The sequence below is a fragment of the Paenibacillus hodogayensis genome (assembly GCF_039536325.1).
GTDB lineage: Bacteria > Bacillota > Bacilli > Paenibacillales > NBRC-103111 > Paenibacillus_AB > Paenibacillus_AB hodogayensis.
In genome coordinates this window covers 191,426-205,475 of record NZ_BAAAYO010000013.1, presented here as the reverse complement: position 1 = coordinate 205,475, position 14,050 = coordinate 191,426, and the positions used below count along the sequence as shown (strand labels likewise).

Below are 14,050 nucleotides of genomic sequence, written 5' to 3'. Positions count from 1 at the left end.
AACTGTTATTTGGAGATATAGAAAGCTCCGTCCTTCGATTCCAGAGAGAGTCCCAGCTCGTCCACGGCAAATTTCCAGGTCATCGGAAAATAGGTGATGTCATTCATGACGAGTACCGGGTAAGGCTCGTTGGCATTGTCCAGCCAGCTTCCGTTGATCGTAATGTTGAAGTCCGGGTATTTGGCGCGCAGCTTGGCACCGGAGGCGCCGGTATCCGGCGTCAGCTTCTCCGCTTGCTTGTCGCTTTTGCCGATTGAGAAGCCGGTGGTCGCATTCCAACCCGTGTCAATGCCCAGCGCTTGCGTGTAGCTCCAGGTCATCGGAAAATACAGGATGTCTTTGTAAGTAAAGACCGGATATTTGGCCGTCGAATTGTTCAGGCGTTCCTTATTCACATACACGGTGACGTCCGGCCGCTGGACTTCAAACGTGCCCGCAAGCGCCGGATCCTCCACGGCGGGAATCGGAGCTTGAGCGGGCGCGCTCCGGCTGGTCGACGATGTCGGCGAACTGCCGCTGGAACCGCCGGAACTGCCGGTACCGCTCGAGCTATTGGAGCTGCCTCCGTTATGATAATGATACTCCCCGTACTTAAGCCCCCACTTCTCGCAATTGGAACGGCACGTATGTCCCCCATTGGCGTCGGTTCTTCCCGGATGCGCTTGCGCGACGGTCGTGATGCACGATAAGGCGCACACGAGGACGGCGCTTACGATCGTTTTTCGAATAGCAGGCATCTTGCATATCCCAACCTCTCCTTATTTTACCTGATATAAATTAACATGAGATGGTAGATTTATCAATATAGAATTTTGAATTTTAATTCAATTTTATGTATATTAATACCATTCGAACAAGAGGGGATGGTAGACATGTACAAGCATTTGGAGGAGATAACGCTCAATACGTGGCCGGCGCAGCAGACGCTTCTACTGCACGGCTGGGTACTCCGATACGCTGGGGGTTACACCAAACGGGCCAATTCGGTAAGTCCGCTCTACAAGCCGGAGGGGAAAAGCGCGGAAGAGCTGATTTCGCTGTGCGAAGCGTTTTACTCCGGCTGCGTGCTGGATACGGTGTTTAAAATAACGCCCTATACGGAGCCGGACGACCTGGACGAGCGATTGCACCGGAAAGGCTACGCCGTCGCCGATCCATCGAGCGTCCGCGTGCTGGATTTGGAGCGGGTGCCGGAGCCGGACCGCGAGGCTGTATGGCAGGAGCGGCTGGATGACGAATGGCTGGATGGCCTGGCCCGTCTGAACGGACTTTCGCTCAGAGACCGGGAGCTGACGCGAGACATGCTGAAGAACTCTGCGCTAAGACAAGGTTTCTTTCGGCTGATGGAGCACGGAAGTACGGTTGCTTGCGGACTGGGCGTTGTCCATAATGGCTATGTAGGGCTGTACGACATTGTCACCGATGTGCGGTATAGACGGAGGGGCATGGCGCAGCAGCTGATTTTGAATATTTTGGCTTGGGGAAAAAGGGTCGGGGCGCGCGCTTCCTTCCTGCAGGTGGTCGATCGGAACGAAGCGGCCGTCGCGCTGTACGACAAGCTCGGTTATGAAGAAGTGTATACGTATAAGTACCGCATCAAGAAAACGCATCCGCAAATGGAGGAGGAATCGTAGGCTTGGAAATGTATCTTCTTATTATTGTCCTGCTGCTGCTTGTTCTGGCAATCGTCCAGATTCGAATCGCCTGGCTGCTGTCCCGCCAAGTCCGACAAAACAAGGAGGTGGAGGACGCAGTGTATCGGCTAATCGAGGTGACCAAGGAGAATACCAAGGGGACGGGATTGCAATAATGAAAATGTGCGGCTCGATCTGTTCGTTGTGTATTCAACCCGCCTCGATCCTGTTACAATAGAAGGGTACGGAAAGTCATTTTCTTCCAAGACGACATAGGAGTCTTCTTACTCTAAATGATGCAATTGTATGATAAACTAGACTCAAATCCTTGCGGTATTACGAAGTGTTATTATGTAGGACTGCATGGTTGCACCGGAAAGCGCTATCGACTGAGGGCGATTGCGGCGCTTTTTGCGGCAACGGGTTATGCTAAGGCGGATTCGTGTTGAAAGGATTCCGGACCAATAAGGAGGCATTGCGCTCATGCACTATCATTTTTTTGTAGGAAACGATAACGGGAACAGCGAGCACGATTTATTCGTCGACGGGAGGCTGATCAAGCAGCCGAACGTTTATTGCGGAGTGGACAAGCTGCCTTGGAGCGAAGAATTGCCGCCGGAAAGCTTTATTAAAAACTTGTCCGAGCAGCTGATCGTTACGATCGATTCGCCGGCTGTCCGGCCTGGTATGTACTACATCGGCAAGTTCGCGCTGGAAAGCGGAGAGCTGCTGGACACGCTGCAAATCGGCACCGATTTGAAATGCGATATGGATTTGCCGATCATCAATACGCTTGCGCAAATAGCGGCAGTGGCGGTACAGAAAGGATACGAGGACAGCCAGTCGATCCCCGAGCAGATCGAGGTTCATGTCGATATGGCGACCGCGCTCCCGGTTACCCAGCATTCCGACGAGACGGCCGCCCGCTTCGAGCGGAGGTTCACCGAAGGCTCGCATCACGTTACGGTCCATCTGAACAAGCAGCGTGTCGCCGTGAAGATCGTGTTCGAATATACGAAGGTCATCCCGGAAGCGACGCCGGTTATATTCGCTCTGCAAAAGGATACCGCCGGCAATTGGCGGGAGGGCGATATTTTTCAGGAGTTCGTGGAGACGTACGGGCTAGGCAAAACGTTCAGCGGCAGCTTCTTCAAGGACAAGCGCATTTTACATACGGATATCGGCGACGGCTCGACCGAATATCCGATTACGGAGGGCAACAAATTTCTTCGCCAATTCGTTCACGGCAGCCATCACGGGGCGGGCTATGCGATCGAGGAAGCTTTGGGCGAGTTTAATCGGCTTGTTCATTTGCCCGACAGTCCGCGGCAATTTTACAGCGACGTAATCAAAAATCCAAAGCACAAATATTACGCGCGGGCGATTAACACGCTAAGTCGTCCATTGGAAGGACAGGCGAAGCAAATTATCCAAAATATCCGCAAACAGCTGACGAAGGCGCGCAACGAGATCGATGTTATCTGCGTATACGGGGGCGGCAGTATTCTCATGCGGTCCATTCTGTACCCGATGCTCAAGGAGCTATGCGATGAGCGCGAAATCCGGCTGCTCTATATTCCGCCTCAGCATGCCATTACGTTAAATGCGGAAGGGCTGAACGCCTTCGTCCACGGCAAAATATATGAAACGTTAAAAGGGAAGTCGAATAAAGCCGGGTAAGCCCTAATACAACTCGGCGAGGTGGGACAGTCATGAAAAAACAGAAGCTGCCAGGCGAAAACATTAGCTTGAAAACGAAAAAAAACGAGTCAGCCGTCATTATGGATTGGATCAATAGTCAGTCCAACCTGATGGACTCGATCCGGTATTTGATCGAGAACGAGCTGCGGGCTAACGGGCTGCGTAATTTGCAGCATTATATTCCGTCCGACAGGCCACTTGCTATCCCTGCTTCGGTACTCGGCCTCGGCGAAGCCGCAGCGGCTTCGGAGCCCCTGCTATCTTCGACGACGTTGGCGACTGCAGCGCAGGAACTTGCTGCGAGCAACTCCATCGGCCATGCGGCAAACGCCCAACAATCCGTTCTGCAAGAAGCGGCGGCAACGAAGACCGTAGGGCAAGCGGTTGCCGACGATCAATCTGCCGCACAGCAGGCCGGGGCCGAAATTCGGCAGGACGAACCGGCAGCGGTCGATGAAATCGACGAAGAGGATATTGAATCATGGCTGTAGGATGACAGCTGAATCAGGGAGGTCCTGAATCGGCAGTCGAAAAAGCCGTGTAGCCTTTTTGACAAAAATCGGTGATTGCCGAAAGCGCAATCGCAATAGCAAGGGACACGGGAAGTACCGGAATACCTTCTGCAGGGAAGGGATGATTCGGTACTTCTTTGTATTTCTTAGTATTATAAAGTTTTACCTAATAATACTTTGGTGTCTAAAGTAATATTAGGTAAAACTATTTGTGGGCAATAATCTGACCAGCTAGGTGGAGATTTTGTGAATTACAAGTTTATTGATGGATGGAGGAAAGAGAAAAAGAGAATCTTGAGTGAAATTTGGAATTACTGAGTAATTCTTAGTTGTTCTTAGTAATGTTAAGTATTTCTTTGGATTATAAAGTAATTCTCTATATTACATAGTGTTTCTTTATGTTGCCAACCATATAGAGGGTAAAAATCCCAGCCCAAAAAAGAAAACGGACAACAGGATTGACTTTTGCATCAAGTTGTAACTATAATTGTTACATTACAAATTAACATTCAAGGCAACCCAAATTGCCTTCGGAGGGAGCTAGAGCATTGAATATTGCCATCATAGGAGCTAGCGGAAAAGCGGGTAAACGGATCGCCAAGGAAGCGGCCGACAGAGGCCATACCGTTACGGCGCTTGTACGCGATGCGGGCAAGCTCGGCGAGTTGGGAATTCCGGCTGTCGAGAAAGACATTTTTCAGCTTCAGAGCGAAGATTTGCGCCCTTACGATGTGATTGTCAACGCGTTCGGCACGGCGCCGGGTCAGGAGCATCTTCATGGAGAAGCCGGCCGATCGCTGATCGCAGCGCTGCAAGGCGCGCCGAATACCCGTCTGATCGTGGTAGGCGGAGCGGGAAGCTTGTTCGTGGATGAGGCGGAAACGATCCGTTTGCTTGATACCACGGAATTTCCGAAAGCCTATTATGCAGTGGCTTCCAATCAGACTAAAAATCTGGAGGATTTACAACGGTCCGAAGGAATCAACTGGACGTTCCTTAGTCCTTCCGCTTTTTTCGACCCGGACGGCAAACGAACGGGTACATATCGGAAAGGCGGCAATCGGCTGCTTGTGAACGCCCAGGGCAACAGCTATGTAAGCTACGCGGATTACGCGATCGCTCTTGTGGATGAGATCGAGAAGCCGCAGCATGCGAACGAACGGTTTACCGTCGTCTCCGAAGCGGAATGACCGTTAAAACCGATTGATTCCCGTACAAAACAGACCGGACGTGCGAGGGCCGATGGCTCCGCAGTCCGGTCTGTTGCGTTTTTCGACTTATTTGATCCCCAGCCGCATCCGGTAGCTGAATATGAACTCCAGTGTCCGTCCGGCAAAATAGTTCTCGGCGCTGCGTCGGAAAGCGGCAATGTCTTCATCCAACTCGGCGGACCCGAGCTTCAATACGGTTTGCAGCCCGCCCTGGCTGACGGCCAGACCGACGAATCGCTCGGCGTCGCCCTGCTCGACGTTGTGGAACACGATTTCCTTTGTATACCGAAACAGGCCGCTATGTCTTAGCTGCTGTAGATGCTGCTCCTTGTCCCGCTTGATCGCCTGCTCGTCGGGGCTTGCCAAACGGCTCAGCAGGGCGTCGGATTTGGCGAGCAGCCGGTTGTACGCGTCCTCAATCGACCAATGGACGGTAGGCGGCCAATCGCAGTCGTAAGCGGCGAAGATCCCCCCGTCGGCAAGTATCCGCGATACTTCTCTAAGCGTACTGACCGGCTCCATCCAATGGAACGATTGGGAGCAGGTTACGATTTGGGCGGAACCGTCCGGTATGGCGATCTCATTGGAATACCCCTGAATAAACGACATGTGGCCGGTATTGTCCATAGCCGCTTGCTTGGCCTTTGCTTTGCCGATCATATCCGGATTGGGCTCTACGCCGATAATCCGCTCCGCGTCGTCCTTCCAGGCGAACGTAGATAAACCCGTACCGCATCCGAGATCCACCACGAGAGCGGGCTTGCCGGACAAGTAACGGGTCAGCAGATCGACAACTTGGGGAGGAGCTTCGGGGCGAAACCGGTCGTATAACTGTTCAAAGCCCAAAAACCGGTCGATATTGCTGCGCAAATTGCCTTCGGGTATCATGAGCGTTCCTCCGTTCGTTATGGGAATCTTAAATCTGTTTCTATAGCAGAAGGAGGAAACCCTGCTAAACGGGAAAAATATAATCAGCAGGGTTGACTTTTCGGAATCAACTAACTAAAATATAGTTAGCTAAGAAAGTAATGCAACTATACAAAAACGAAAATGTGGAGGGAATCATCGTGAAAGTGGTAGCCATCGTCGGCAGTATCCGCAAAGATTCTTATAATCTCAAGCTTGCCCAATATATTCAAGACCGTTACAAGGACCGTTTCGATCTGGAAATTTTGAGCCTGCGCGGCCTTCCCATATACGATCAAGATATTGAGAACGAGCCTTCGGAAGAAGTGAAACAATTTAAAGCCAAAGTGGCTGACGCCGATGCGGTTCTGTGGGTGACTCCGGAATACAACGGAACGATTCCGGGCGTGCTCGGCAATGCGATCGACTGGCTGTCTCGCGTGGATCGCGTCATGAACGGAAAGCCTTCCTGGATCGTCGGCGCTTCTATGGGCGCTCTTGGTACCGTCAAGGCACAGCTCCATTTGCGCGAAATCTTGTTCTCGCTCGGCATCTCCTCCCCGCTGCTGCCGGGCAATGAAGTATACGTCGGCTCCGTTCACGAGAAGATCGATGCCTCGGGCAATTTGACGCATGAGCCAACGGCAAGCTTCCTCGATTCGGTCGTCAACAATTTTGTAGCTTGGGTTGGAAGCCTGTCCCGTTAATCGCGGGACACAGAAGGGGCGAAAACTTTCATTCCGGAAGAGGGAATGAAAGTTTCCGCTTTTTTTCATTATGTACATGCGTTTGCCAGTGAAAACAGGAATGTTTCCCGCGCGGAGCGAATCTTCTGTAAGAAGAGGCACGACAAGACGGCTTTGCGGGAGGAAACGGGATGAACAAAACGGTACTGGACAACGGGCTTACCGTCGTCAGCGAGCATCAGGAGCAAGCGTCCTCGACGCTGCTATGCTATTGGGTCAGAGCCGGGGGCCATCACGAGGAGCACTATCCGTACGGTATCGCCCATCTGCTGGAGCATATGTTGTTCAAGGGAACCGGTACCCGGACGAAGGAGCAGATTTCCTTCGCGATTGAAGAGTACGGCGGGCATCTGGGAGCCGGCACGAATACGGACAGAACCCGCTATTACGCCTATACCCCTTACGATAGGTGGCAGGATGGCCTGAAGCTGCTGACCGATATGGTGTTTCACTCGATCATTCCGGATCAGGAGCTGGAGCTGGAGAAGAAGGTCGTGCTGGAGGAAATACATCGCGCCCGTGACAATCCGCGCGAGCATGGAGGGCGCACGCTGACCCGGCTGCTGCGTGCGAAGCATCCGGAGCGGGCCAGCAACCTCGGTACGGAAGAAAGCGTGTCGGGCATTACTCGCGACGACCTGCTGCGCTTTCATCGCGAGTATTACGGGGCGGGCAACATCGTTCTCGTGGCTACCGGACATGTGCGGCACGACGAGCTGGTCGCGCTGTTGGAGACGCTTGGCATCCCGTCCGGCGGCGGGCCCGCGGCTCCCCTCGCCAAGCTCCGGCAGGAGGAGCTGGGAGGCCGGGTCGTCCGCGAGACGCGGGATATCCGGCAGGCGCAGCTGTACTGGGGGCTGTACGGACCGGATTCGTACGACGAGGCGAAATATGCCGGTATAGTCGCGATGCATCTGCTGGGAGGCGGGCAAGCTTCGCGGCTGTGGAGAAACGTGCGCGGCGAGAAAGGGCTGGCCTACGAAGTTTGGGCTTCACTCAATCCGATGGTGACGGAAGGCTTCATTACCGGTTACGTAGCGACCGACCCGTCCCGGCTGGAGGAAGCCAAGTCGATCATTGTCGCCGAGCTCGAACGGCTGGGCCGGGAGCGCGTGTCGGCCGAGGAGCTCGCCCGGGCCCGAAACGCCATAACCGGACGGCATCTGATCGCCCAGGACAAACCGGAGGCCGTGCATGCCAACTTGGCAGCCAAAGAGCTGTACGGCCTTCAGACCGACCCGCGTTACTTCGCCGAACGCATTCGCGGCGTCACGGACGAAGCGGTGCTCGATTTTGCCCGCACGTACTTGGCCGCCGACCGGATGCTGTTCGTCCAGGTCGGGCGCGAGCCGCAGGAAACCGTCTGAAGCCCGAGGGCGGAGGGCGGCCTGGCGGCTTTTTGCCGCGCGTTGAGGTATCGGCGTTTTTCGTATATGATGGTCTAAAAGAAAAAACCTACAAAGGGAGATACCCGTTTCATGTATCCACAACAATTGCAGTATACGATGCCTGCCGAATGGGCGGAGCACGAGCGGACGTTCATTTCGTGGCCGATCCGGTCCTCGATGGTTTATCCGGAGCAGTATGAGCTAGTATGCGCAGGCTATGAGCAGATTGTCAAAGCGATTGCCGAATTCGAGCCGGTAACCGTCATTGCCAATCCGGACGATGCCGGGCAGGTGAAGAGCCGTTTCGTTGAAGCGAATGTCGAGGTGCTGGCGATCGCTCATAACGATGCCTGGTTCCGCGACAACGGCCCCACCTTCGTCGTCGGCGCAGATGGCGAAGTGGCCGGCGTGAACTGGAAGTTCAACGCTTGGGGCGGCAAATACGCTCCTTGGGACCTCGATGACGCCGTAGCGCCGCACCTGCTGGAGCAGTTTGGCGTACGCCGCTTCGACGCCCCCTTGGTCATGGAGGGCGGTTCGATTCACGTAGACGGGGAAGGCACGCTGCTGACGACCGAGGAATGTCTGCTGAACGAGAACCGCAATCCGGATATGACCCGCGAACAGATCGAGGTAGAGCTGAAGCGGTTTTTGAACGTAAGCCGCATCGTTTGGCTGGAGCGCGGACTGAGCGGGGACGAGACGGACGGGCACGTGGACAATATCGCCTGCTTCGCCGCCCCGGGCAAAGTGATTCTGCAAGTGTGCAACGACCCCGAGGACGAAAACTATGCGATTACGCAGCGCAATTTGCAGCTGCTTGAGCAAACGACGGACGCCCGCGGAAGGAAGCTGGAGATCATTGCGATCGAGCAGCCTCCGCTGGCGACCTATGAAGAGAGCCGGCTGACGCTGAGCTACCTGAACTTTTATTTTGTCAACGGCGGCATTATTCTGCCGGTGTTCGGCGGAGCGGCGGAGCGTACCGACAAGCTGGCGGCCGAAGCGCTTAAAGCGGCCTTTCCCGAACGGCGCATCCGCACGGTGGACGGCATGGCCATTATCCGCGAGGGCGGCAACGTTCACTGCACGACCCAACAAATGCCGGCGCGCCGATAAAAGGACCGTTGGCTGGCAGCCGATCATCCGAACTTATAGAAGAGCTTTCCGCGCCGTTATAGGGTGAGACTTTGTACAAGCAGGAGAGGAGAATGGGAGACATGAGAACCGTCAAGGTAGCCGCGACGCAGATGAGCTGCTCCGGCAATATCGAGGAAAATATCGCCAAGGCGGACGCGCTGGTGAGACAAGCCGCAGCTCAGGGGGCGCAGATCATCCTGCTGCAGGAACTGTTCGAGACGCCGTATTTTTGCCAGAAGGAAAAAGCGGATTATTACGTGTATGCGACGGAATTGGAGCATAACAAGGCGGTTCATCATTTTCGCGGCGTAGCCAAGGAACTGAAGGTCGTCTTGCCGATCAGCTTCTATGAGAAAAAAAATTATGCCCGCTACAATTCGCTGGCGGTTATCGATGCCGACGGCGAAGTGTTGGGCAAGTACCGCAAAAGCCACATTCCCGACGGCCCCGGCTACGAGGAGAAGTTTTACTTCAATCCCGGAGATACCGGCTTCAAGGTGTGGAATACGCGCTATGCCAAAATCGGCGTAGGCGTCTGCTGGGACCAGTGGTACCCGGAAGCCGCGCGCTGTATGGCGCTGATGGGCGCGGAGCTGCTGTTCTACCCGACGGCGATCGGCTCGGAGCCGCAGGATAGCGCGATCGATTCTAAAGATCACTGGCAAATGTGCATGCTCGGTCATGCCGCGCATAATCTGATGCCGGTCATCGCCTCCAACCGGATCGGGGAAGAAGGGGACGAGGACTCGACGATCCATTTCTACGGTTCGTCGTTTATCGCCGGGCCTCAGGGCAACAAAGTCGCCGAAGCGGGCCGTACGGAGCAGGAGGTGCTTGTCGCCGAATTCGATCTCGATCAGCTGGAGACACAGCGGATCGAATGGGGTATTTTCCGCGACCGCCGGCCGGATTTGTACAAGGTTATTTCCACCTATGACGGAGAAACGAAGATATAACGGCAAGGAATGGGCCCGGATGCGGCTATCAGGAGAAAGCTCCCTATGCAAGGGAGTGAACAGGAGAGGCCCGGAATGGAAGCGGTAGGTCAGTGACCATGAGACGGGGGATTGGAAAACGTGCCGAATGTACTGATGGTGTTTCCCGAAGGGAAACATAAAGTGCTCACGATGAGCTATGATGACGGGGTGACAGCCGACAAGCGGCTGGTCAACCTATTTAACGAGTACGGGGTTAAAGGAACGTTTCACCTGAATTCGGGTCTCGCCGGGCGCCCCGGCCGGCTTCCGCTGGAGGAATTCGCCGAGCTGTACAAGGGCCACGAGGTTGCTGCGCACACGATGAACCACCCCACGATCGCGCGCTGCTCGAAGGAGCAGATCGTGGAGGAGGTGGCTGGGGACCGGAAAGCGCTCGAGCGCGCGGTCGGCTACCCGGTTCGGGGATTTTCTTACCCGAACGGTTCCTTCAATCAGCAAATCAAAGAGATGCTGCCGTATCTCGGCATCGAGTACGCCAGAACCGTTAACAGTCACGGCGATTTCCGCATGCCGGACGATTTCTTGGAGTGGAACCCGACTTGTCACCATAACGGCAATCTGCTGGAGTTGGCCGAAGTGTTTAAAAAAGCGGACAAGAGGCAATATGTCTATATGATGTACGTATGGGGGCACAGCTACGAATTCGATCAGAAAGAAAACTGGGATTTGATCGAACGGTTCTGCCAGTCGATTGGCGGACGGGACGACATCTGGTACGCGACCAATATAGATATCGTGGATTACTTGAAGGCTTACCGTCTGCTGCGCTTCTCCGCCTCGATGGACATTGTCTATAACCCGTCCTACGGCTCGGTATGGCTTGATGTGGGCGGAAAGACGGTAGAGGCGAAGGGCGGCTGCCAGACCGTGCTATTCTCTTAGAGTCAGCAAAGGAATGCGCATTTTTGGATACACTGGCTTACTCCGGATTGGGTCAGTCTCGGCTCCGAGCCGGGTCAGGCCGTCAGTTCAATTCGGGACCTGGCTCTAGCGCGCGATCGCTCCCGATCGCGCGCGGCTGGCCGGTCATCCCGCCAAAAGGACAGCGGCAATAAATACAACCTGCAACACGGAGCGCACGAGCAGCCCCGGAGTCGGCCGGCCCAAGATGGTCAGCTTCTCCCGGGCTGCTCGTATGTTGGCCGGGAACATCGCGAGAAGCAGCAGCGCGAGACATAGCGATGCAGCGAATGACAAAGGCCTGATCAAGATTCCGACCGCTCCGGCGAGTTCCAGCACGCCCGTAATGGTGACGATCAGCTCCGGCTTCGGCAGAGCCGGCGGCACCATGCGAATCAGGTCGGGCCGTCGCTTGCCCCAATGGGCGGACGCGGTCAGCAGCAGCATGGCCGCTACCGCTCCCTGCAGAGCGGCGTGCGAGTCGTTCATGTAGTCCCAGCCGGCTAAGCCGGACAGGCGCAGCAAGAAAAATACGGATAATAGCACGAAGAATGGAGCCATTTCGACTGCTTCCTCCCTCTTTTTACACGAATTGAAGCGGTTTTGGGCGGATTTTGCGTTCGTATACAGGCACTGGCCTAGCCTTCCTCACGACGAAGCGGGAGGATTCAGCGTATGCGCCAAGAAAGCGGCAAAATCGTCGGACGTGAACGACGGGGTGCCGGCCTGGATCGCCGTTCGCATACGCAGGCCGTGCGAAACGAGAATGAACAGCTCGGCTGTCCGGTCCGCATCGATCGCCGCCGGAATGACGCCGTGGTTTTGCCCGGTAACGATCCATTGACGGGCCAGTTGAAACGAGCTTTCGTGAAAGTCGCGCAGCGCGGCCGCGACGACCGGCTGGGAGCTTTTGCCCAACAAATACAAAATGATCTGATTGGTCGTTTCTTCCGAATCGTCGAGGGCGGAGAGCTTTCTTGTAATTTCCTTCAAAGGTCCTTGGAACTCCCTCTCTTCCTCTTGATCGACCCGCTCGTTGAACCGGGCGTCGATATCGTCCAGCCTCTCCTGCAAAATAAGCGCGAACAGCTCGTCCTTCGTCTTCACGTAATGAAAGATAGCGCCTTTGGACAAGCCGGAGCGTTCCATAATATCGCTCATCTTGACCTCATCGCAGCCCTTTTCGTGAATCAGCTCCTTGACCGTACTCAGAAGCAGTTGCAGCGTTTGCTGACGTCGTTCCTCTTGCTTCATGATCCGCTCAACTCCTTTCCACTCTATTATATAAACCGACCATTGGTTTGTAAATGAAAATTGTCGAATCTTGGGTCATTACGAATGGCTGATCGCAATAAGGGCGTACGTATACGACGCTTCTTTCCGCGGTCGTATCGTACGCCCTCTTTTCCTTGTACAAGAACGGATAACCCTTCGCTACCCGATCGTGATTTTGCCCTCCGGATACCGGAATAGCTCCTTCTCGGTTTTGGGCGTCAAGGTAAACGCCAGCGTAACCGGGCCGAGCCGTCCGATGAACATCATCAGAATGATGACGATTTTGCCGAATGTTGTCAGTTGGGCCGTCAAGCCCATCGACATGCCGGCCGTGCCGTAGGCGGAGGTCACTTCGAACAAAATGCCGAGGAACGGAAACTCCTCCGTCGTGGATAAGATCATGGCGGCCAGCACGATCAGGAAGAAGGACAGCAGCGTAAACGTAATCGCCTTGTATATGCGGTCCTTGGCAATCCGATGGCGGAACAGGACGATGTCTTCCTTGCCGCGCACCATGGCGACCATCGCTCCGATCAGGATGGCGAACGTCGTGACCTTGATCCCGCCGCCCGAGGAGCCTGGCGCCGCTCCGATGAACATCAGCAGCAGGATAAAAAATTGCGTCGCCTGCCGCAGGTCGGCGGTGTCCAGCGTGCTCAAACCGGCGGAACGGGCGGTGACGGACTGGAACATTGAGCTGAACACCTTGCCGATCGGCGACAACGGCTGAAGCGTCTGCGGATTCGTCAGCTCGAACAGGAAAATGACCAGTGTTCCGATCACGATCAGCCCGCCTGATACGGTCAGCACGACTTTGCTGTGCAGCGTCAGCTTTTTGTGCTGCCGATATTGGAGCAGATCGGAGATGACGATGAAGCCGATTCCGCCCAGAACGATGAGCCCCATCGTGACCGCGTTGACGATCGGGTCGTCGACATAATGCATGAGGCTGCTCGCACGCTCCGGGAACATCCCGAACAAGTCGAAGCCGGCGTTGTTGAATATCGATATGCTGTGAAACAATCCGAAATAGAGCGCCTGCCCCCAGGGCATCTCGAACATCCAGCGAACCGCCAAAACCAACGCCCCGATCGCCTCGATAATAAGCGCGTATAGCAGTACTTTGCGGATTAGCCGGACGATCCCCTCCGTGTTCGACTGGTTCATCGCTTCCTGAAGAATCAGCCGCTCCCGGAACGAGATGCGTCTGCGGAATACGAGCGCGGCCAGCGTGGCCACCGTCATGAAGCCGAGACCGCCGATCTGCACGAGAAGCAGGAGCACCAGTTGGCCGAAGGTGGAGAAATGGCCCCCGATATTGAAAAAGGACAAGCCCGTCACGCACGTTGCCGAAGTCGCCATGAAAAGCGCATCGATATAGGGCAATCCGACACCGTTCGCGGACGAAACTGGCAAGGAAAGCAGGACGGACCCGACGGCGATCATGATCATAAAGCCGAATGCCAGCACCTGAGGAGGATTCGGCCGAAACCGTTTCAATCTTTTTTGGAATGGACCAAGCATGATTAAGGCCCCCGGCATAAGGATTTGCGATCTATTCTATAGCTCCTTTCCCCAATTGTAAAGACGGGAGACCGAGGTGTGGTATAGTGGAGAGGGGAACAAATGTTTTGTCCGG

The 14,050-nt window shown here is 54.9% G+C and carries 15 protein-coding genes; 10 read left to right on the top strand and 5 right to left on the bottom strand.

All coding sequences use genetic code 11. The features are described from left to right. Positions 1–5: 5 nt before the first annotated feature. On the bottom strand, positions 6–737 hold the full coding sequence (locus ABD796_RS27125; RefSeq protein WP_344914199.1) for a YHYH domain-containing protein: 732 nt from the start codon (positions 735–737) through the stop codon (positions 6–8). Between the two features lie 135 nt (positions 738–872). Here ABD796_RS27125 and ABD796_RS27120 point away from each other — a divergent pair, with 135 nt between their 5' ends. The 5 genes from ABD796_RS27120 to ABD796_RS27100 all read left to right on the top strand — a co-directional run bounded on the left by ABD796_RS27120 (position 873) and on the right by ABD796_RS27100 (position 5,037). Beyond that, positions 873–1,634: a GNAT family N-acetyltransferase gene (locus tag ABD796_RS27120; RefSeq protein ID WP_344914196.1), complete on the top strand. Its 762-nt coding sequence runs from the start codon at positions 873–875 to the stop codon at positions 1,632–1,634. Between the two features lie 2 nt (positions 1,635–1,636). Further along, positions 1,637–1,810, top strand: a complete 174-nt coding sequence (locus ABD796_RS27115) for a hypothetical protein (protein ID WP_344914193.1) — start codon at positions 1,637–1,639, stop codon at positions 1,808–1,810. A 307-nt stretch (positions 1,811–2,117) separates the two neighbouring features. After that, positions 2,118–3,314 carry a ParM/StbA family protein gene (locus tag ABD796_RS27110; protein WP_344914190.1) on the top strand — a complete coding sequence of 399 codons (1,197 nt, stop codon included), beginning with the start codon at positions 2,118–2,120 and terminating at the stop codon, positions 3,312–3,314. Between the two features lie 32 nt (positions 3,315–3,346). Next, positions 3,347–3,826 (top strand): hypothetical protein, encoded by a 480-nt coding sequence (locus ABD796_RS27105; protein WP_344914187.1) that lies wholly within the window; start codon positions 3,347–3,349, stop codon positions 3,824–3,826. A 569-nt stretch (positions 3,827–4,395) separates the two neighbouring features. Further along, entirely contained in the window at positions 4,396–5,037 is a 642-nt protein-coding gene (locus ABD796_RS27100; protein WP_344914184.1) for an NAD(P)-dependent oxidoreductase, read from the top strand. Positions 5,038–5,124: 87 nt separating this feature from the next. On the opposite strand, the gene ABD796_RS27095 is transcribed toward ABD796_RS27100, so the two are convergent. After that, positions 5,125–5,946, bottom strand: coding sequence for a class I SAM-dependent methyltransferase (locus ABD796_RS27095; RefSeq protein ID WP_344914181.1), 822 nt, complete (start codon positions 5,944–5,946; stop codon positions 5,125–5,127). Positions 5,947–6,125: 179 nt separating this feature from the next. Here ABD796_RS27095 and ABD796_RS27090 point away from each other — a divergent pair, with 179 nt between their 5' ends. The 5 genes from ABD796_RS27090 (at position 6,126) to ABD796_RS27070 (ending at position 11,118) form a co-directional block, all read left to right on the top strand. Continuing rightward, positions 6,126–6,671 (top strand): NADPH-dependent FMN reductase, encoded by a 546-nt coding sequence (locus tag ABD796_RS27090; protein ID WP_344914178.1) that lies wholly within the window; start codon positions 6,126–6,128, stop codon positions 6,669–6,671. Between the two features lie 170 nt (positions 6,672–6,841). Next, the gene (locus ABD796_RS27085; RefSeq protein ID WP_344914175.1) at positions 6,842–8,077 is read left to right on the top strand and encodes a M16 family metallopeptidase; all 1,236 of its coding nucleotides are present in this window, start codon (positions 6,842–6,844) and stop codon (positions 8,075–8,077) included. A gap of 111 nt (positions 8,078–8,188) precedes the next feature. Continuing rightward, positions 8,189–9,217, top strand: coding sequence for an agmatine deiminase family protein (locus ABD796_RS27080; RefSeq protein ID WP_344914172.1), 1,029 nt, complete (start codon positions 8,189–8,191; stop codon positions 9,215–9,217). 101 nt (positions 9,218–9,318) lie between these two features. Then, entirely contained in the window at positions 9,319–10,194 is an 876-nt protein-coding gene (gene aguB / locus ABD796_RS27075) for an N-carbamoylputrescine amidase (protein ID WP_344914169.1), read from the top strand. Positions 10,195–10,314: 120 nt separating this feature from the next. Beyond that, entirely contained in the window at positions 10,315–11,118 is an 804-nt protein-coding gene (locus tag ABD796_RS27070; RefSeq protein WP_344914166.1) for a polysaccharide deacetylase family protein, read from the top strand. A 144-nt stretch (positions 11,119–11,262) separates the two neighbouring features. Here the strand turns inward: ABD796_RS27070 and ABD796_RS27065 are convergent, their stop codons facing one another. From ABD796_RS27065 to ABD796_RS27055, 3 genes are all read right to left on the bottom strand, one after another. Next, entirely contained in the window at positions 11,263–11,697 is a 435-nt protein-coding gene (locus ABD796_RS27065) for a DoxX family protein (protein WP_344914163.1), read from the bottom strand. Positions 11,698–11,784: 87 nt separating this feature from the next. Next, entirely contained in the window at positions 11,785–12,390 is a 606-nt protein-coding gene (locus ABD796_RS27060; protein WP_344914160.1) for a TetR/AcrR family transcriptional regulator, read from the bottom strand. Positions 12,391–12,570: 180 nt separating this feature from the next. Further along, positions 12,571–13,935 carry a TrkH family potassium uptake protein gene (locus tag ABD796_RS27055; protein ID WP_344914157.1) on the bottom strand — a complete coding sequence of 455 codons (1,365 nt, stop codon included), beginning with the start codon at positions 13,933–13,935 and terminating at the stop codon, positions 12,571–12,573. Between the last annotated feature and the right edge of the window lie 115 nt (positions 13,936–14,050).

Coding starts and splice junctions, on each gene's coding strand:
- aguB (WP_344914169.1), top strand. CDS start 9,319: ATGAGAACCGTCAAGGTAGCCGCGACGCAGATGAGCTGCTCCGGCAAT.
- ABD796_RS27095 (WP_344914181.1), bottom strand. CDS start 5,946: ATGATACCCGAAGGCAATTTGCGCAGCAATATCGACCGGTTTTTGGGC.
- ABD796_RS27125 (WP_344914199.1), bottom strand. CDS start 737: ATGCCTGCTATTCGAAAAACGATCGTAAGCGCCGTCCTCGTGTGCGCC.
- ABD796_RS27080 (WP_344914172.1), top strand. CDS start 8,189: ATGTATCCACAACAATTGCAGTATACGATGCCTGCCGAATGGGCGGAG.
- ABD796_RS27105 (WP_344914187.1), top strand. CDS start 3,347: ATGAAAAAACAGAAGCTGCCAGGCGAAAACATTAGCTTGAAAACGAAA.
- ABD796_RS27060 (WP_344914160.1), bottom strand. CDS start 12,390: ATGAAGCAAGAGGAACGACGTCAGCAAACGCTGCAACTGCTTCTGAGT.
- ABD796_RS27110 (WP_344914190.1), top strand. CDS start 2,118: ATGCACTATCATTTTTTTGTAGGAAACGATAACGGGAACAGCGAGCAC.
- ABD796_RS27055 (WP_344914157.1), bottom strand. CDS start 13,935: ATGCTTGGTCCATTCCAAAAAAGATTGAAACGGTTTCGGCCGAATCCT.
- ABD796_RS27065 (WP_344914163.1), bottom strand. CDS start 11,697: ATGGCTCCATTCTTCGTGCTATTATCCGTATTTTTCTTGCTGCGCCTG.
- ABD796_RS27085 (WP_344914175.1), top strand. CDS start 6,842: ATGAACAAAACGGTACTGGACAACGGGCTTACCGTCGTCAGCGAGCAT.
- ABD796_RS27120 (WP_344914196.1), top strand. CDS start 873: ATGTACAAGCATTTGGAGGAGATAACGCTCAATACGTGGCCGGCGCAG.